The sequence below is a fragment of the Brevundimonas sp. M20 genome, assembly GCF_006547065.1.
Taxonomy (GTDB): Bacteria; Pseudomonadota; Alphaproteobacteria; order Caulobacterales; family Caulobacteraceae; genus Brevundimonas.
Genome location: NZ_CP041243.1, coordinates 2,216,781 through 2,234,421, shown reverse-complemented (window position 1 = coordinate 2,234,421; position 17,641 = coordinate 2,216,781). Strand labels below are relative to the sequence as shown.

General features: G+C 66.7%; 21 protein-coding genes. 17 read left to right on the top strand and 4 right to left on the bottom strand.

What is annotated here, in order from left to right; all coding sequences use genetic code 11:
* The first annotated feature begins 73 nt into the window (after nucleotides 1-73).
* The 3 genes from rplK (at nucleotide 74) to FKQ52_RS10930 (ending at nucleotide 1,872) form a co-directional block, all read left to right on the top strand.
* A complete protein-coding gene (rplK, locus tag FKQ52_RS10940) occupies nucleotides 74-505 on the top strand; it encodes a 50S ribosomal protein L11 (protein WP_141627215.1) in 432 nt (143 codons plus the stop codon).
* Nucleotides 506-509: 4 nt separating this feature from the next.
* A complete protein-coding gene (gene rplA / locus FKQ52_RS10935) occupies nucleotides 510-1,199 on the top strand; it encodes a 50S ribosomal protein L1 (protein ID WP_141627214.1) in 690 nt (229 codons plus the stop codon).
* A gap of 109 nt (nucleotides 1,200-1,308) precedes the next feature.
* A complete protein-coding gene (locus FKQ52_RS10930; protein WP_168196836.1) occupies nucleotides 1,309-1,872 on the top strand; it encodes a DUF2059 domain-containing protein in 564 nt (187 codons plus the stop codon).
* 111 nt (nucleotides 1,873-1,983) lie between these two features.
* Here FKQ52_RS10930 and FKQ52_RS10925 read toward each other — a convergent pair whose 3' ends face one another.
* Nucleotides 1,984-2,592 carry an NAD(P)-dependent oxidoreductase gene (locus FKQ52_RS10925; RefSeq protein WP_141627212.1) on the bottom strand — a complete coding sequence of 203 codons (609 nt, stop codon included), beginning with the start codon at nucleotides 2,590-2,592 and terminating at the stop codon, nucleotides 1,984-1,986.
* Nucleotides 2,593-2,648: 56 nt separating this feature from the next.
* Here FKQ52_RS10925 and FKQ52_RS10920 point away from each other — a divergent pair, with 56 nt between their 5' ends.
* From FKQ52_RS10920 to FKQ52_RS10890, 7 genes are all read left to right on the top strand, one after another.
* Nucleotides 2,649-3,065: a helix-turn-helix domain-containing protein gene (locus tag FKQ52_RS10920; protein WP_141627211.1), complete on the top strand. Its 417-nt coding sequence runs from the start codon at nucleotides 2,649-2,651 to the stop codon at nucleotides 3,063-3,065.
* Between the two features lie 99 nt (nucleotides 3,066-3,164).
* Nucleotides 3,165-3,668, top strand: a complete 504-nt coding sequence (locus FKQ52_RS10915; RefSeq protein ID WP_141627210.1) for a DUF2059 domain-containing protein — start codon at nucleotides 3,165-3,167, stop codon at nucleotides 3,666-3,668.
* Nucleotides 3,669-3,756: 88 nt separating this feature from the next.
* On the top strand, nucleotides 3,757-4,218 hold the full coding sequence (locus FKQ52_RS10910; RefSeq protein WP_240811630.1) for an NUDIX hydrolase: 462 nt from the start codon (nucleotides 3,757-3,759) through the stop codon (nucleotides 4,216-4,218).
* 57 nt (nucleotides 4,219-4,275) lie between these two features.
* Nucleotides 4,276-4,896 carry a DUF2059 domain-containing protein gene (locus tag FKQ52_RS10905; protein ID WP_141627208.1) on the top strand — a complete coding sequence of 207 codons (621 nt, stop codon included), beginning with the start codon at nucleotides 4,276-4,278 and terminating at the stop codon, nucleotides 4,894-4,896.
* A gap of 74 nt (nucleotides 4,897-4,970) precedes the next feature.
* Nucleotides 4,971-6,773: a M3 family oligoendopeptidase gene (locus FKQ52_RS10900; RefSeq protein ID WP_141627207.1), complete on the top strand. Its 1,803-nt coding sequence runs from the start codon at nucleotides 4,971-4,973 to the stop codon at nucleotides 6,771-6,773.
* Between the two features lie 37 nt (nucleotides 6,774-6,810).
* Nucleotides 6,811-8,205: a serine hydrolase gene (locus FKQ52_RS10895; RefSeq protein ID WP_141627206.1), complete on the top strand. Its 1,395-nt coding sequence runs from the start codon at nucleotides 6,811-6,813 to the stop codon at nucleotides 8,203-8,205.
* A 62-nt stretch (nucleotides 8,206-8,267) separates the two neighbouring features.
* A complete protein-coding gene (locus FKQ52_RS10890; protein ID WP_141627205.1) occupies nucleotides 8,268-8,507 on the top strand; it encodes an aa3-type cytochrome c oxidase subunit IV in 240 nt (79 codons plus the stop codon).
* A 190-nt stretch (nucleotides 8,508-8,697) separates the two neighbouring features.
* Here the strand turns inward: FKQ52_RS10890 and mdoH are convergent, their stop codons facing one another.
* Together mdoH and FKQ52_RS10880 are read right to left on the bottom strand one after the other, a co-directional pair.
* Complete coding sequence (gene mdoH / locus FKQ52_RS10885; RefSeq protein ID WP_141627204.1) at nucleotides 8,698-10,602, bottom strand: glucans biosynthesis glucosyltransferase MdoH; 1,905 nt, start codon at nucleotides 10,600-10,602, stop codon at nucleotides 8,698-8,700.
* Between the two features lie 189 nt (nucleotides 10,603-10,791).
* Nucleotides 10,792-12,570, bottom strand: a complete 1,779-nt coding sequence (locus FKQ52_RS10880) for an acyltransferase family protein (RefSeq protein ID WP_240811629.1) — start codon at nucleotides 12,568-12,570, stop codon at nucleotides 10,792-10,794.
* A gap of 110 nt (nucleotides 12,571-12,680) precedes the next feature.
* Here FKQ52_RS10880 and FKQ52_RS10875 point away from each other — a divergent pair, with 110 nt between their 5' ends.
* The 5 genes from FKQ52_RS10875 to FKQ52_RS10855 all read left to right on the top strand — a co-directional run bounded on the left by FKQ52_RS10875 (nucleotide 12,681) and on the right by FKQ52_RS10855 (nucleotide 16,723).
* Nucleotides 12,681-13,814, top strand: coding sequence for a Re/Si-specific NAD(P)(+) transhydrogenase subunit alpha (locus FKQ52_RS10875; RefSeq protein ID WP_141627202.1), 1,134 nt, complete (start codon nucleotides 12,681-12,683; stop codon nucleotides 13,812-13,814).
* Nucleotides 13,814-14,143 carry an NAD(P) transhydrogenase subunit alpha gene (locus FKQ52_RS10870; protein WP_141627201.1) on the top strand — a complete coding sequence of 110 codons (330 nt, stop codon included), beginning with the start codon at nucleotides 13,814-13,816 and terminating at the stop codon, nucleotides 14,141-14,143. The genes FKQ52_RS10875 and FKQ52_RS10870 overlap by 1 nt, the downstream gene beginning before the upstream one ends.
* The gene (locus FKQ52_RS10865) at nucleotides 14,140-14,451 is read left to right on the top strand and encodes a hypothetical protein (protein WP_141627200.1); all 312 of its coding nucleotides are present in this window, start codon (nucleotides 14,140-14,142) and stop codon (nucleotides 14,449-14,451) included. Before FKQ52_RS10870 ends, FKQ52_RS10865 begins: the two co-directional genes overlap by 4 nt.
* Nucleotides 14,448-15,866: an NAD(P)(+) transhydrogenase (Re/Si-specific) subunit beta gene (locus tag FKQ52_RS10860; RefSeq protein WP_141627199.1), complete on the top strand. Its 1,419-nt coding sequence runs from the start codon at nucleotides 14,448-14,450 to the stop codon at nucleotides 15,864-15,866. The genes FKQ52_RS10865 and FKQ52_RS10860 overlap by 4 nt, the downstream gene beginning before the upstream one ends.
* A gap of 137 nt (nucleotides 15,867-16,003) precedes the next feature.
* Nucleotides 16,004-16,723 (top strand): hypothetical protein, encoded by a 720-nt coding sequence (locus FKQ52_RS10855; RefSeq protein ID WP_141627198.1) that lies wholly within the window; start codon nucleotides 16,004-16,006, stop codon nucleotides 16,721-16,723.
* On the opposite strand, the gene FKQ52_RS16465 is transcribed toward FKQ52_RS10855, so the two are convergent.
* Nucleotides 16,689-16,889: a hypothetical protein gene (locus FKQ52_RS16465; RefSeq protein WP_168196835.1), complete on the bottom strand. Its 201-nt coding sequence runs from the start codon at nucleotides 16,887-16,889 to the stop codon at nucleotides 16,689-16,691. The genes FKQ52_RS10855 and FKQ52_RS16465 overlap by 35 nt on opposite strands.
* Between FKQ52_RS16465 and FKQ52_RS16460 the strand changes: the two genes are divergently transcribed.
* On the top strand, nucleotides 16,890-17,156 hold the full coding sequence (locus FKQ52_RS16460; protein ID WP_168196834.1) for a hypothetical protein: 267 nt from the start codon (nucleotides 16,890-16,892) through the stop codon (nucleotides 17,154-17,156).
* A 35-nt stretch (nucleotides 17,157-17,191) separates the two neighbouring features.
* Nucleotides 17,192-17,611: a DUF1801 domain-containing protein gene (locus FKQ52_RS10845; protein WP_141627196.1), complete on the top strand. Its 420-nt coding sequence runs from the start codon at nucleotides 17,192-17,194 to the stop codon at nucleotides 17,609-17,611.
* Nucleotides 17,612-17,641: the final 30 nt, after the last annotated feature.

Sequence of the window (17,641 nt, the reverse complement as noted above, 5' to 3'; positions counted from 1 at the left end):
GTGGGAGGCAGCCATGCCGCACCACGGCTCACCGGTCCGGATTCAGTTCCGGGCTACCGAATAGGAGAGACCAATGGCCAAGAAGATTCTCGGCTATATCAAGCTGCAAGTGCCGGCCGGTTCGGCCACGCCTTCGCCCCCGATCGGCCCGGCTCTGGGTCAACGCGGCGTGAACATCATGGGCTTCTGCAAGGAGTTCAACGCGCGGACCGAGAAGGAAGCCAAGGGCACCCCGCTTCCGACCGTCATCACCGTCTACCAGGACAAGTCGTTCACCTTCATCACCAAGACGCCGCCGGCGACCTGGTACCTGAAGCAGGCCACCGGCCTGAAGTCGGGTTCCAAGCTGGTCGGTCGTGAAGTCGCCGGCAAGATCAAGCAGTCGCAACTGCGCGAGATCGCCGAGAAGAAGATGAAGGATCTTAACGCCAACGATCTCGACGCCGCGGCGAAGATCATCGAAGGCTCGGCCCGCGCGATGGGCCTCGAAGTCGTGGAGGGCTAAGCACATGGCCAAGCAAACCAAGGCTCAAAAAGCCCGCGTCGGCGTCACCGAAGAACTGATCTCGTTCTCGGAGGCGATCAAGCTGGTCAAGGACAACGCCAAGGCCAAGTTCGACGAGTCGATCGAGATCGCCGTCAACCTGGGCGTCGACCCGCGTCACGCCGACCAACAGGTCCGTGGCGTCGTCAACCTGCCGTCGGGCACCGGCCGTGACGTTCGCGTCGCCGTTTTCGCCAAGGACGCCAAGGCGGATGAAGCCCGCGCCGCCGGCGCTGAATACGTCGGCGCCGAGGATCTGTACGAGCAGATCAACGGCGGCCTGATGGACTTCGACCGCGTGATCGCGTCGCCGGACATGATGGCCCTCGTCGGCCGTCTGGGTAAGGTGCTGGGCCCGCGCGGCCTGATGCCGAACCCGAAGGTCGGCACCGTGACCCCGAACGTCGCCCAGGCCGTCAAGGACGCCAAGGGCGGTGCGGTTGAGTTCCGCGTCGAGAAGGCCGGTATCGCTCACGGCGGCATCGGCAAGGCCTCGTTCACCCAGGACGCCCTGGAAGCCAACGTGAAGGCTTACGTGGACGCGCTGAACCGCGCCAAGCCGTCGGGCGCCAAGGGCGCCTACATCAAGAAGATCAGCCTGTCGTCGACGATGGGCCCGGGCTTCAAGGTGGATCCGGCTTCGCTGGGCGCCTGATAGGTCGCTACAGTCGAAAGACACAGGAACGGCGGGGAGCGATCCCCGCCGTTTTTGCTTGTCCGGACCGACGCTTGCGGTGATGGTCCGGCTCTTTTCGGGGGACGATATGTTCAGATTGTTCGCGGGCCTGATGCTGGCCCTGACGCTCATGGCCGCGCCTGCGGCTGTTCACGCGCAGATCGCGGCCCAACCTGCGCCCCAGACGGCGACGCAGGGAGAGGCGGCCGAGCGTCTGGCGCTGGCGAACAGGTTCATCGTGCTGATCCAGGGAGACCAGCTGGCGGCCTCGATGCGCCAGATGATGACCACCATGATGCCGGAGAATCCGAACATTCCGGCCGAGCAAAATCAGATCATCCGGGAGGTCACCGGCGAAATGATCGAGGTCATGATGCCTCGCATGTTCGACGCCATGGCGCCGATCTATGCCGACATCTTCACGGTTGAGGAGCTGCGGGCGCTGGTGGCCTTCTACGAAAGCGACGTCGGTCAGTCGCTGGTCCGCAAGAGCGCCGCCGCGGCGCCGCGCATGGCTGAGGTGGCGCAAGCGGTCATCCCCGGCGTCATGGGCGAGATGGCCGACCGATTGTGCGACCGGCTGGAGTGCAGCGCGGATCAGAGACGCGCGGTGAAGGCCGCGATGATGCAGGGTTACCCGGCGGGCGGCTGAGACCCTTCTGTCGCGCAAACGCGTGAAAGCCCCGGAAGATCGCTCTTCCGGGGCTTTGCGTTGTTTGAGCCTTCCGTCGGAAGGGGGCGATAAACTCGCCCTGCCGGAATCTCAGTAGGCGGCGGTGAAACGGGCGCGGCTGTGCTTCGGCTGCTCCAGCTCGTCGATCATGGCGATGGCGTAGTCGGCGAAGCTGATGCGGCTTTCGCCCTTCTCATCGACCACGAGGGTGTCGGTGTCGGTGCGGTAGTGGCCCAGGCGCGGGGTCTCCTCGATGAGGGCGGCCGGGGAGAAGAAGGTCCAGTCCACGTCGCTGACGCCCCGCAGATGATCCAGGAAGGTGATGCCGCCCTGGGCGAAGACCTTCCATTCTTCGGGGAACTCCGGCGTATCGATGACGCGGACGCCGGGGGCGACTTCAAGGCTGGCGGCGCCGCCGGTGACCAGCAGGCGGGGCACGCCTGCCTCACGCAGCGCAGCGAGCAGGGTCTCGGCCGGGACGTCGAAATGCAGGGCGCTGATGACGGCGTCCGCGCCCTTGAGCAGGGGCGCGAGGGCAGCGGCGTCCGACGCATCCCCGGCGACAGCGGTGACGCCGTCGGCAGTCGGGATGGCCTCGGGCTTGCGGGCGATGGCGGTGACGGTGTGGCCGCGCGCGGCGGCTTCCCTAGTGATTTCCGAGCCGGCGCGGCCGCTGGCGCCCAGGACGACGATCTTCATTGCGGAGGTTCCTTGGTGGTTTCCAATGGAGACCAGGTGCGATATGGAGATCAGCTATGCAAGAAGGCACCGAAATCTCATCTGGTCACCCAGGCGAAACCGCCCCGGCGTTTGAGCGGGGCGATGTCCATGCCGCTGAATGTCCGACCCGGCAGTTGCTGGACCGGATCGCGGACAAGTGGACGACCCTGTTGCTGACGACGCTCGACGAGGAGCCGATGCGGTTCAATGCGCTGAAGCGAAGGATCGGCGGGGTGTCGCAGAAGATGCTCAGCCAGACCTTGCGCCAGATGGAGCGGGACGGGCTGGCGACCCGCCATGTCGAGCCGACCGTTCCGGTCAGCGTGACTTATGAGATCACGCCATTGGGGCGTACACTGGTCACGGCTCTTTCGCCGATGATCGATTGGGCGGAGACCCGCATGTCGGATGTGGACGCAGCGCGCAGGGCCTACGACGCGCGGACCCTGTGAAATGGCCACAAATGGCCGAAAACGCCCTGTGAAGAACGATTCCATTTGCGGTCACCGAACCTCCGGGTGAACATTGGTCGATTTTCCGGGGGATACGTCATGCGGTTTCTGGCTCTTCTGATCACGGTTCTGTCGCTGTGCGCGGGACCGGTGCTGGCGCAGGATGCGCCTGACGCCGCGCGCCAACATCAGCTGGATCTGGCGGGGCGTTACCTGCATCTGACGCAGGGCGCGGACTCCACCAAGTTGCTGCGCGAGTATATCGAGGCAGGCTACGGCGAAATGGATCTGCCGGATGATCAGCGGACCTGGCTGGCGGACCAGTTCACCGTAATCTTCGATGAGGCCCTGACCATGGCCATCACCGAGGTCCGGGCCGAGGTGGCGGACACCTTCACAGCGGCTGAACTGGAGGCGGTGGTGGCCTTCTACGAGACGCCCATGGGACGCTCGATCGCTCGCAAGAACCTGGAAGCGGGGATGGCCCTGCAGCAGGCGATGATGCCTCATCTCCTGACCAGCGCGACCGCGATGGGCGAGAAATTCTGTCTTCGGTTCGACTGCGAGGCCATGGGCGATGCGGCGGCCAAATCCCGCCGCTGACGTATGACAAATTATCCGCAGGCTGACGGATTGACGTGATGAGCCCTCCGGGGGACTAGGGGGCTTCTTGGCCGACGAGCCGGGATAGGTGTTTGTTCGGCGGGTTTCCAACCTGATGGCCAGCGATGTGATCCGCACTGAACGCGCCGAGCGTCGTCAGGTGGCGGCCCTGCCGTGGCGGCGAGGGGCTGACGGGATCGAGATTCTGCTGGTCACATCGCGCGAGACCCGGCGCTGGGTCACGCCCAAGGGCGGCCGCATGCCGGGCCTGACCGACGCCGAAGCCGCCGCCGTCGAGGCTCTGGAGGAGGCCGGGGTTGAGGGCACGCTGGGCCATGAGCCGCTGGGCACCTTCCGCTACCTGAAAATGCTGAAGCGCCGGGCGCCACGCTGGTGCGTGGTCTCGGTCTATGCGCTGGAGGTCACGACGGTTCACGACACCTGGCAGGAACAGGGACAGCGGGAACGCGTGTGGATGTCGACGGAGCAGGCCGCGGCCTGTGTCTCCGAAGTCGATCTGGCGGATATCATTCGAAAATTTCGCAAATAGACGATTGTGTCCAGCGGGGGCTTCGCGAAACAATGGCGCGAACCGGGGGACACCATCATGCGTTTCATTTCCGCTGGCGCCGCAGGCCTGCTGGCCGCGACCTGCCTGATCGCCACGCCGGCGTTGGCCCAGCAGGGCGAGCGCCTGATTCAGGTTCGCCCGCCTACGGCGGAGCGGGCGCCATCTCCGCATCAGCTGGAGTTGAGCCGTCGCTACCTCGAACTGATGCTGACCGACCAGTTCGAAGGCGTGATCCACGAGATGCTGGGCGAGGAGATGGCCAACGACCAGAGTATGCAGGGCCTGCCCGACGCTGATCGTCGCTTCATCGTCAGTCTGACGGCCGAGCTTACGGCCGACATGGTCCCGGCGATGATCAATGAGATGGTTCCGGTTTTCGCGACGGTTTTCACCGAGCCGGAGCTGGAAGCCATGGTCGGTTTCTTCGACACGCCCATGGGCCGGGAGATCGCGCGCAAGAGCATGGCGGTAATGCCGGAAGCGAACCGCGCGGTGATGGCTGTCCTGCCCCAGATGCTCGAGAAAATGGCGACCCGAATGTGCCAGCACTACGGGTGCACCCCCGCTGAATTGCAGGCGCTGCGTCGCGACATGCGGGCGGGCGCAGGCTTGACGGACGATGCGGTCCCGTCGCCGGCTCCGTCGCGCAGCAAGTAGGGCGCCTCGCGGTCGTTCGTCGCGCGACGGCCCGACTGTTGCGCCGGAGCGTTCGCGTCCCCACAACGGAAGGCATGAACGCCCCCTTCAAGACCCCCGTCGATTCGCTGGACGCCCCCGTCTGGGATTTGTCCGACCTGTACGCCTCTCGCGAGGACGCCCGCATCGAAACCGATCTGGAGCGCGCGCGGGCGCTGGTCGCCGAGTTGAACAGACTGCAAGGGCAGTTGGCGGCGGCGCAGACCGATCCGGCGCTGCTGGGACAGCGGCTGGACCGGGTCATCACCCTGTATGAGCAGGCGTCGGATGTTCTGGGTGCGCTGGGGGCCTACGCCTTCCTGGCCGCCTCGACCAACCGCAATGACGCGGGCGCGCAGGGCTTTGAAGCCACGGTGCGCGAGAAGCTGACGGCCATCGCCACCCCGACCGTCTGGGTCACGCTGGAGATCAACCAACTGGACGACGATGCGGTCGAGGCCGCGCTGAAGGCGTATCCGGCCGCCGCCCGCTGGAGTCCCTGGCTGCGCCGGACGCGGGCGATGAAGCCGCACGAGCTGTCTCAGGAGCTGGAGACCTTTCTGGCCGAGCGTGGGCCGATCAGCGCCCAGTGGCCGCGCCTGTTCGATGAGACGCTGGCGGCCATGAAGGTGAAGGCGGGCAAGGATGAACTGACTCTCGCCGAGGCGCTGAACCGGCTGTCGGACCCGAAGGAAGCGAGGCGCAAGGCCGCCGCGCAGGGGCTGGATGAGGCGCTGGCCGCTCGCGCCTCGACCATGGCGCTGGTGCTGAACACCGTGGCCGCCGACAAGGCGCTGGAAGATAAATGGCGCGGCTTCAAACGCCCCGCTGACGGCCGCCATCTTTCCAATGAGGTGCATGGCGAATCCGTCGACGCGATGGCCGAGGCCGTGACCGCCGCCTATCCGGTGCTGTCGCATCGCTACTACGCCCTGAAGGCGAAGGTGCTGGGCAAGGCGAAGCTGGACCAGTGGGATCGCAACGCCCCGCTGGAGACCACGGCGCCGCGTGGATACGACTGGTCGGCGGGCAAGGCGCTGGTGCTGGACAGCTTTGGTGATCTGGGCGGCGATTTCGCCGGTCGGGCGCAGGGCTTCTTCGACAGGCCGTGGATCGACGGCAAGGCGCGTCCGGGCAAGCAGTCGGGCGCCTACGCCCATCCGGTGACCTCGGACCGGCACCCCTATGTGTTTCTGAACTGGATGGGCGAGCGGCGGGACGTGCTGACGCTGGCGCATGAGCTGGGTCATGGCGTGCACCAGACGCTGGCGGCGGGGCAGGGCAGCCTGCTGGCCGATACGCCCCTGACACTGGCCGAGACCGCCTCGATCTTCGCCGAGGGCCTGACCTTCGACCGCTTGCTGAAGACGGCTCCTGAGGCGGAGAAGCGCGGCCTGTTGGCCGGGCGGATCGAGGACGGGTTGAACACCGTGGTGCGCCAGATCGCCTTCCACCGCTTCGAGACCCGCTTCCACGACGAGCGGGCGAAGGGCGAAGTCCCGGTCGAGCGGATCGGCGAGATCTGGCTGGAGGAGATGGGTGCCAGTCTGGGCCCGGCGGTGACGCTGAACCCGGGGTACGAGCACTGGTGGAGCTATGTCAGCCACTTCGTCCACTCGCCGTTCTACGTCTATGCCTACGCCTTCGGCGACCTGCTGGTGGCGGCGTTGATGGAGACGCGGGCGAAGGACCCGCAGGCCTTCACGCCCCTGTACCGTGAGCTTCTCGCGGGCGGCGGGTCCAAGGGCTATGTCGAGGCGCTGGCCCCGTTCGGCCTCAACCCGCGCGATCCGGCCTTCTGGGCCATCGGGACCAAGCGGCTGGAGCGGCTGATCGACCAGTTCGAGGCGCTGGTCTGAGTTGACGGTCGGACGGGGGCGGGCGACCGTCCCGGCCATGCGCTTCCTGATCTTCGCGGCGGCCGCCGCCCTCGCCCTGCCCGCCGCCGCCCAGACCCCGGCGCCCGCGACGTCCCCGGCCACCCGCGCCATGGCGGCGGGGTACAAGGCGTTGACGGTGTGCAGCGCCCTGAAGAATGCCGAGGCGGCGGGTACGACGCGGACGTTGGAGAGCGTCGAGGCCAACGAGCTCGTCGGGATCTATCCGGAGCTGGACGCGCTGGCGCGCGAGATGCCGGTCGAGATCACCGAGGACGGGGTCTCCGTCGTGTGGGATGACGCGATGCCTCCACGGTTTGCGGCCTACATGCGTCTTTCCGGGTGTCGCATTCTGCCTGTGGGGTCGAAGGGGCCGCGCTGGCATATCGATCACGAGGGTTTTCGGACGTCGGGCCTCCCGTTGGAACTGGCCGATCCCAGCGGAAATGCGGTGGGTTTGGATGACGCTGTCAGTGGCGCCTTCGACGGTGAGTTCGGAGAAGGCGCCAACACCACGGCGGTGATTGTTCTTCAGAACGGCCGGATCGTTGCGGAACGGTATGCCGAAGGCTTCGGCGTGGACACGCCCCAACGGACTTGGTCAGTGGCGAAGAGTCTGGCCGGAACGATCGTTGGAGCGGCGGTGCAACGCGGCGAGGTCAACGTATACGCCCGCGCCGACATCGCCGACTGGCTCTCTCCAGCGGATATGGACCCCCGGGATTACGGGGATGGTGATCCGCGCGCCACGATTACGCTCGACCAATTGCTGCGAATGGCCTCGGGCCTGACCAGCGACACGGCGGGGAACCGCACGGACGCCATCTATTTTGGCGGGGTCGGGGTAGACGAGCAGGTGACGGGCTGGCCACTGATCGCCCCGCCGGGGACGCGGTTCCGCTATGCCAACAACGATATTTTGCTGGCGGTGATGGCGATCAAGCCAACGTTCCGGGCTCATCCGCCGCTGGAACTGTTCGAACGTCTGGGGATGACTGACACGGTCGCCGAGACCGATTGGCGCGGGAACTATGTTCTCTCCAGCCAAGTCTGGAGCACAGCCCGCGACCTCGCCCGTTTCGGTCAGCTGTACGCCAATAACGGCGTCTGGGAGGGCGAGCGCATCCTGCCGGAGAACTGGCTGGAGTATGTCTCTACGCCCTCCGGGCCGCAGCCGGACGGCCTGCAGGGCTATGGCGCGACCTTCTGGCTGATGAACCGGTCGGAGGGCATTCCGCCGGACACCATCTCGGCCAACGGCAACCGGGGCCAGTACGTCATCATCGTGCCCAGCCGGAACATCGTCATCGTTCGCCGGGGCGAGGACCCGACCGGAAAGCGGTTCGATCCCATCGCCTTCACCCGCGACGTTCTGGCGGCGCTCGACCAAGGCGAAATCGCGCCGCCCGCTTGAGCCTGAGCGCCGCAACGCTATAAGGGCGGCGAACTCTTCCTTTCCGAATCCGGACCCGACCTATGGCTGATCCTCACGCACACGACGACTACGTTCGCGGCAGCATGGAAATCCAGGAGCAGAAGTCGACCTACGACCTGTTCATGGTCCTGTCGAAGTATGGCTCGCTGGGCATTGCCGTCCTGCTGACCTTCCTGACGATCGGCTTCATGTACGACGGCAGCCTGCTGGTCGGCGCCGGCGCGGCGATCGTCCTGCTGGCCGTGGGCATATTCTTCCTGCGTTCGCCGAAGAAGCACTGACGACCGGGCCGCGCTTCGGCCGCGGCGGTCTGATCCGGGTGATTGAAGAGCCGGGCTGTTCGCGCAGCCCGGCTTTTTCATGCCCGCGATTCCGGGCCGGGGGCGTTGTGGAGGCCGGATACGACAACGCCCCTGCGCCGGAGAGACGAGGGGCGTTGGGAAGGCGTGGCCGCGGCGTGCAGGCCTCCGGTCAGACCCCGGCGACGGCGCGCAGGGCGGAAGCCTGCGGGGCGCTGGGGATGGTGCTGACGCTGACGCCCGCCTCGTCCGGGACAGCCAGATAGCCGGCCTTGGCGGCGGCGTCGCCCAGACGGCGACGCGAGGTCAGGACCACCAGCGGAGCCGAGAACAGCAGAGGCAGGACCACCGGGGCGAACCAGGTGACGAGATCCGGGCGGAAGCACAGACCGACGCAGAACAGCAGGCCCGTGGCCATCTGCCAGCGCATGGCGCGGAAGGCGTCGCGCCAGCTGACGCCGTCGGCGTCGCGGTCCTGGGCCTTCCAGCCGGCGTCGTGGCCGGAGGCGATCTGGATGATGGCCTTGGTGTTGGCGACCATCATGATCGGAGCGATCAGGGCCGACAGGAAGATTTCCATGGCCATGCCCTTGGCGATGCGTTTGCCGCCGCCGAAGGCGCGGCGCTCGCGCGGACGGCTGAGAACCAGCAGGCCGCCCATGACCTTGGGTCCGATCAGCAGCACGCCCGACAGCAGGGTGGCCAGCATGAAGGGCGAGAACTCGGGATTCAGCAGGTAGGCGAACGACGACCAGTCGGTCGGGTACTGCAGCTGGATCACCATGCCGGCGACCAGCGACGCCAGCCACAGGGGAGAGGAGAAGTAGGCCATGAAGCCCATGGCCATCTGAACGCGGTTCATGACGGTCATGCTGCGGGTCTTCAGCAGACCCAGGTGCTGCATGTTGCCCTGGCACCAGCGGTGGTCGCGCTGGATGAAGTCCAGCATGGTGGCCGGGGTTTCTTCACAGCTGCCGTCCAGGGCGGCGGTGACGTGCACGGCCCAGCCGGCGCGGCGCAGCAGGGCGGCCTCGACGGTGTCGTGGCTCAGGATGGCGCCGCCGAACGGCTCGCGACCCGGCAGGATCGGCAGGTGGGCGGTCGAGGCGAAAGCCTCGGTGCGCAGGATGGCGTTGTGGCCCCAGTAGCTGCCTTCCGAACCGGCCCACCAGGCCAGACCAGCGGCGGCGACGCGACCGTACAGGCGCACGCTGAACTGCGACACGCGAGCGAACAGGGTCTGACCCTTGATGATGGTCGGCGTGGTCTGCAGCAGGCCGATGCCCGGATTGCGCTCCATGGCGTCGACCATGCGCATGATGGTCTCACCGGCCATGGTCGAGTCGGCGTCCAGCACCAGCATGAACGGATAGGCGGCGCCGAAGCGGTGGGTCCATTCGGCCAGGTTGCCGCACTTGCGCTCGATATTCTTCTCACGGCGGCGATAGAAGACGCGGCTGTGGGCGTGGGCGCGGAAGCCCAGATAGGCCTGACGTTCCTGATCGGCGGCCTCGGCCTTGGTCGAGTCGCTCAGCACGAAGATGTCGAAGGCGTCCGAGACGCCGAGGCGGGCGAGTGAGTTGTCGATCACGGCCAGACGCGCGAAGGCCGCGCGGGCGTCCTCGTTATACAGCGGCATCAGCAGGGCGGTGCGCTGGGTCGGCTCGGGCGGATGCGGGGCGAAGCTCAGGTCGTCCTGTTCGCGGCCGGTCAGCAGCACCCAGAAACCGATGGCGGCGCTGGAGAACCAGCAACCGATGGCGGTGATGAGAATCGCGAAGACGCTCAGCGACACCAGTTCCAGCGCGTCGAAGCCATGGCGCGCGAACAGGGCCACCGGCGCGATCAGGGCCAGGGCTGTAACAAAAGCGGTCAGGGCGGTGAGCAGCAGGCGACGGCCGCCGACGTTGACGGGCGAGGTCACGGGCGTGGGGACGTCAGGGGTGGCGTCCCAGCTGTTCAGGGACTGACGCGGCATGGCCAGAGGGGCTTCCTCGGGCAGCCAGGTCCAGGCCGGACGCTCGTCAAGGCCTTCAGGGGCGTTGGCGGCGTCGATCCGGATCGCTTGATGGGTCATGCGTTGTTCCAGGCCTCTGTTCCAACTGCCGGCCGGACGCCGGAGGGGACTTGTTGCATTGCAACACGGCTCACAATGTCGATCACTTCCGCGCGATTTTCAATCACGCAATGGTGAAGAGTCGAAGAAAAATGTGAGCAGGCAGACGGTACGGGGGTTTGCGGAGCGTGACCGTCAGGGCCTGAAGGCTCACTCGGCCTCTGTCGCAGCCCCGGCATGCGCCTTGAGTCGGCGATCCAGCACCCAGGCGGCGACTCCCACCCATCCGACGAGGATGATCGCGTAGGCGCGCTCCCACCAGCCGACATTGGCGTCATTGACCGTGCCGGGCAAGACCAGATGCTTGGTGAGCACCGTCAGAACCGCCATGGCGACGAAGACGACCAGCAGGAAAATCTTCAGGCGGCGCAGGTCCATGTGCTTCCACAGACCCCACAGCAGCAGCAGGGGCGCAAGCTGGATGCCCAGGCCGAGGTTGATCGCCATGTGCCGTGGGTCGGGCCACGGATAGAGGCTGGAAGCCGACAGGCCGATCCCCGCCAGAATGAAGACCGCGGCGGTCAGGGCCGCCACGACGCGGCCGCCGGTCAGGGCGTGGATCGCCAGGCCGAAGCCCACGCCGGCCGCGATGCACATACCGCCGGCGATGAAGACCCCGCCGTTGAAGATCAGCGGCAGCGGGGCCGAGGCGCCGCCCAGTTCGCTGAGGTACTGGGTCGCGTGATTGAAGCCCGGCCAGGTCGCGACCCCGATCAGCACGGCGGCCAGCGCCAGCACCGGCGCCGCCATGCCGATCCACAGCAGGCGACGGCGGCGGTGGTATTTCGCGCGACCCTCCGGGACCGGAAAGGGCTTCAGCCCCCAGATCGGGCGGATCAACGGGATACGGCGCACGATCTCGTAGATCAGCAGGCTGACGCCGAAGGTGACGCCGACCAGACAGGCCGCCTCGATCGGGGCCGGCAGGTCGGCGGGGCGGATGAACCACATCGCCACGACCAGCACGGTCTGGTGCGCCAGATAGAGGGGGAAGGTCGCATCCACGAGGTAGGGCAGCGCCGGCCCTTTGGTGTTACGCAGATAGCGGCTGGCGTAGCCCAGGAGGGCGGCGATCATCGCCCACTGGTCGATGGCGAAGACGAGCGCGCGCGGAATGCCGAACCACGTCGCGCCGCCCGGGTGCCACGCCTGCAGCATCATGATCGGCAGGGCGATCAGGGCGATCACGGCGAACAGGCGCCGTTTGCGTTCAAGCTCGGCCCAGAACGCATCCTGCCGCACGATCAGGAAGCCGAACAGGAAGGCCCCCAGCGACAGGAAGTGGTTGTAGAAATCCCACGTCAGCTTGTTGGTGATGCCGAAGGTCGGGAACAGCACGATCCGGATCACAACCAGATAGGCCAGAGGTATCACGACCAGCCGCCACCCGGTCATGTTCCGCGCCAGCCAGGACTCGGTCCTCGCCATCAGGGTCGGGCGGGTCATCAGGCCGATGGTGATCAGGCTGTAGACCGCGATGTAGACGATGAACCACAGGTGATTGACCGGCACCCCGTTGGCGAGGCCTGACGGGCTGAACTCATGCCACAGCCAGTCGGCGAAATTGCCGGTGAAGCCGCCCTTGTCGATGGCCTCCACAAAGGACTGGATCGGCACCAGCACCAGTGCGCCGAAGATCAGCGGGGGAATCAGTCGCTCCGCTCGGGCGCGCAGGGTCTGTGCCGGAGAGCGCCGTCCGGTCATGAAGCGCAGGGCCGCGCCCGAGACGAGGAACAGCAGGGTCAGCCGCCAGGGATTGGTCAGCAGCAGCGCTTCATGCAGCCAGCCGAATGTGTGGGCGCTGTGGATGTGCCAGTCGTACGGCGCATAGACCAGGGCCACATGATACAGGATCAGCAGGCCGAAGGCCGCGACCCGGATCCAGTCCAGATCATTGCGACGCATACTTTGGGCGGGGGCGGTGGACACGCGGCGTCTATGGTCGAGCGCGGGCCGCCTGTCCATGAGGGCGCGGTTTTGACGCGCCGCCGAAGAACGGCCTAACGTCGCTCAACGAGAGAACAGAGGGAGGGATTCGCTTGGCCGTCGCCATCGCCGTGACCCGCGAGCGCCGTGAAGGCGAGACGCGCTGCGCCGTCACTCCCGAGACCGTGAAGAAACTCATCGCGCTGGGCGCGACCGTGACGGTCGAGGCGGGGACGGGCGCGGGCTCATCCATTCCCGACGCTGACTATGAGGCCGCCGGGGCGACGGTGGCCAAGGACACCAAGGCGGTTCTGACCGGGGCGGACATCCTGCTGAAGGTGCGTGGTCCCACCGCGCAGGAAATCAGCGCCCTGAAGCCCGGCGCGATCGTCGCGGCCATGCTCGACGCCTATCGCGAGAAGGATACTGTGCAGGCGCTGGCCGGGGCCGGGACGACCGCCTTCGCCATGGAGTTCGTGCCGCGCATCACCCGGGCGCAGGTGATGGACGTGCTGTCGTCGCAGGCCAACCTCGCCGGCTATCGCGCCGTGATCGAGGCCGCCTACGCCTATGGCAAGGGTTTCCCGATGATGATGACGGCGGCGGGCACGGTCGCCGCGGCCAAGGTCTTCGTCATGGGCGCGGGCGTCGCGGGGCTGCAGGCCATCGCCACCGCCAGGCGTCTGGGCGCGGTGGTGACCGCCACCGATGTGCGTCCGGCCTCCAAGGAGCAGGTCGAGTCGCTCGGGGCAAAATTCGTCGCCGTCGAGGACGAGGAGTTCAAGGCCGCCGAAACCGCCGCCGGCTACGCCAAGCCGATGTCGGCCGAGTATCAGGCCAAGCAGGCCGAGCTGACGGCCTCGCACATCGTCAAGCAGGACATCGTCATCACCACAGCACTGATCCCCGGCCGTCCGGCCCCGCGTCTGGTCACGGCGGCGCATGTGGCCTCGATGAAGCCCGGCTCGGTGCTGGTCGATCTGGCCATCGATAACGGCGGCAACGTCGAGGGCGCGAAGCCGGGCGAGGTGGTCACCACCCCGAACGGCGTCCAGATCGTCGGCTGGTCCAACCTGCCGGGCCGGATCGCCGCGGACGCCAGCGCCCTCTACGCCCGTAACCTCGTCGCTTTCGTCGGGCTGTTCGTGAAGGACGGCGCGCTGGCGGTCGATCTGGAGGATGAAATCCTCAAGGCGTCCGTGGTCACCAACGGCGGCGCCGTGGTGCATGAAGGAGTGAAGGGCTGATGGAACACGTCGATCCCACCATCTTCCGGCTGGCCATTTTCGTGCTGGCGATCTTCGTCGGCTATTACGTCGTCTGGAGTGTGACACCGGCCCTGCACACGCCGCTGATGGCCGTGACCAACGCCATTTCCAGCGTCATCGTCGTCGGCGGCCTGATCGCCGCCGCCGCGACAGCCTCGGGCGGAGACGGCTGGATCGCCAAGGGGGCGGGCGTGGCGGCTGTTACGCTCGCCAGCGTCAACATCTTCGGCGGCTTCATGGTCACGCGACGTATGCTGGCCATGTACCGCAAGAAGGAAAAGCCGAAGCCCGGGCCCGCCGCGTCGTGAATTCCCTCGGCGCCGGCATCGTCTTCTGGATCTCGATCGTCGGTCTGGTGATCGGCGTGGCCCTGTGGGCGTGGTCGTTCATCGAAAAGCATCCGATCCGTCGCCTGCGGCAGATGGATTGCGGGACCGTGCTGGTCTTCTCGTCGATCCTGTTGCGCTTTCTGGGACAGGGAAAGCCGATGAGCGTGGTCGACTGGGCGCTGGCCCTGCTGGCGCCCCTGTTCGTGTGCGCGGCCCTGTGGCGGCTGACGCGCACCGCCTGCCCGGCCAAGGGGCCGATGAAACATAACAAGGGGGGAATGGCGTGAACGCATCCATCGCGGCGCTGGCCTATCTGGTCGCGGGCGTCCTGTTCATCCTGTCGCTGCGCGGGCTGTCCAGCCCGGAGACCAGCCGTCGGGGCAACACCTTCGGCATGATCGGCATGGCGCTGGCCGTGGGCGTGACGGTGCTGACGCTCTGGAGCTCGGGCGCGCTGGACCTGTTGACGGCCGGTCTGATCGTCGGCGGCGTGGTGGTCGGCGGCGGCGCGGGCGCGGTGATCGCGGGGCGGGTGCAGATGACCCAGATGCCCCAGCTGGTCGCGGCCTTCCACAGCCTCGTCGGCATGGCCGCCTGTCTGGTGGCGGTGGGTGCGGTCTATGCCCCTGACAGCTTCGGCATCGCCACCGCTGAGGGCGGGATCAAGACCCTGTCGATCATCGAACTGAGCCTCGGCGTCGCCATCGGCGCCATCACCTTCACCGGCTCGGTCATCGCCTTCGCCAAGCTGAACGGCAATATGTCGGGCGCGCCGATCCTCCTGCCCGCGCGGCACCTGATCAACATTGCTCTGGCTCTTGCTCTGGTCCTGCTGATCGGCGTCATGATCGGCTCGGGCGGGACGGCGACCTGGGCCTTCTGGGGCGTGTTCGTCCTGGCCCTGATCCTGGGCGCGACCCTGATCATCCCCATCGGCGGGGCGGACATGCCGGTGGTCGTCTCGATGCTCAATTCCTACTCGGGCTGGGCTGCGGCGGCGCTGGGCTTCACGCTGGAGAACATCGCCCTGATCATCACCGGCGCATTGGTCGGCAGCTCGGGTGCAATCCTGAGCTACATCATGTGCAAGGGCATGAACCGCAGCTTCTTCTCTGTAATTCTTGGCGGTTTCGGTGGTGATGCGGCGGCTGCGGGCGCGGGCGGCCACGTCGAGACCCGCCCGGTCAAACAGGGCTCGGCCGACGACGCGGCCTTCATCATGAAGAACGCCTCGAAGGTCATCATCGTGCCCGGCTACGGCATGGCGGTGGCACAGGCCCAGCACGCCCTGCGCGAGATGGCCGACAAGCTGAAGGAGGAGGGGGTCGATGTGAAATACGCCATCCACCCCGTCGCGGGCCGGATGCCGGGTCACATGAACGTCCTGCTGGCCGAGGCCAATGTCCCCTATGACGAGGTGTTTGAGCTGGAGGACATCAACAGCGAGTTCGGCAGCTGTGACGTCGCCTTCGTCATCGGCGCCAATGACGTCACCAACCCGGCGGCCAAGACCGATCCGACCAGCGCCATCTACGGCATGCCGATCCTCGACGTGGAGAAGGCGGGCACCGTCCTGTTCATCAAGCGCGGCATGGCGGCGGGCTATGCGGGCGTCGAGAACGAGCTGTTCTTCCGCGACAATACCATGATGCTGTTCGCCGACGCCAAGAAGATGGTCGAGGGGATCGTGAAGGCGCTGTGAGTTGGTCGCCTGAGCCCCCGCGAGGGCCGACCCCGATGCTGGACGCCATGGAGCGGCTCGGGAAGCGGCTGCGGGCTGTGATGCTGGTTATCGTCCCCACCGCGATACTGCCTGTGATCCTTCCGCTATTGTGGGAGATGGCGCGTTCCGCGATGGGGCCGCGTGAGCCCGCGGTGATCCTCTGGTGGCCGGAGACAGAACAGGCCGGGATGGGGCTGGCGTTTCTCGCCGGCTGTCTGACCGCCGTGATCCTCGGGGCGCTGATGTTGTTTCGGGAACCGGCGCGGTGGTGGCGGCTGGTGCGGTGGCCGTGGCTGGTGCTGGGCCTCATCAGCCTGGGCGTTACGGGGCTGTCGCTGCGTTCCGAGGTGTTGATCTTTCCCGACCGACTGGTCGCCTCCGGGCTCGACCGGCAGGGGTACTGGGAGGAGCTGTATCCGTTCCGGACGGCCGAGCGGGTCGAGGTCGGATGCCGGTTGGCCAGCGGACGCGGGAAGGGGACGCAGGCGAGCCTCACCTACCGGGTGCATTTCCCCTATGGCGACTCGTTCGAATTTCGCCGCGCGACGACCGCGGAAGAACCCCGGACCCTGACCAACTGGATCAAGGCGGTCAGCCGGATCGACCGGGGCGCGTTGCGAAATGCGTCCCGTGTCTCGTCTTACGAGGGTCCGTCGGTGGACTGCATCCGCACCCTGCGTCGCCAGTTGGATGAGCCGAAATTCCGTGCGGCCCTTTCGATGCTGGGCATCAGCGATGAGGCGTTCATGCGCAAATACGCCGAGCCGCATGAGACCTGGCGACGACCGGCGTCAGGAAACGTCACTTGGGACAATCCCGACGGGCCCGCAGGCTGAGCGGATGAAACGGCTTTTTGCGCTCGCGGCGCTCCTTCTGTTGTCCGGCTGCAGTCCGGCGCCCTTCGATCTCGAGATATCGGGGCCGCTTGAGCGACCGGTCCTTGAGATCCGGCGGAATGACGGGCTGGTCCGCGGCGGCGGCCTCTGTCTGCAGCAGTTTCATATGGCGGTGGAAGCGCCCGGGAGCTGGGCGCGCGCCGTGCCGGATAAACAGGCGAACTGGCGGCTGACCAACCCTGACGGCGGGTGTGAAAACCTGCGGCGGCTGACCTATGGCCAGTCGTTCCGGGGGCTGGTCACGGCGGCGCCGCCACGGCCGCTTTCCACCGGCGTGCGCTACGAGATCTGGGGCGAGGGGGCGGGTGGCCTTCGCGGGTCGGCGGTCATCCTGTTTGAAAACGGCGCTTGGCGGCTGGTCCCGGAGCGGTAGTCTTCGGAACGACCGGATGCGGAGTAGGGAAGACGATGCCCGCTGAACCCAGGACCAAACCGACCGATGCTTCCGTTTCTGATTTCATCGCAGCGGTGGAGAATCTGCGACGGCGGGTGGACGCCGAGGCGGTCAACGCCCTGATGACCGAGGCATCAGGCGAACCCGCCGTGCTGTGGGGCCCGTCCATCATCGGCTACGGCTGCTATCGCGGGCCGACCGGCGACTGGCCGATAATCGGCTTCTCGCCGCGCAAGGCCAATCTGGTCCTCTATGTCTTCCGCGACTTCGACGGTGCTGACGATCTTCTGACCCGGCTGGGCAAGCACAAGGCCAGCGTGGGCTGTTTGTATGTGAACCGGCTGGACGATCTGGACCCGGCGGTCCTGCGCGAACTGGTGGTGCGCTCGGTGGCGTCGATCCGGCGGAAACACCGGCCCGAGGGTCCGCTGTAACCAAGGCTCTATCGCGCGTCATCGGGCGGC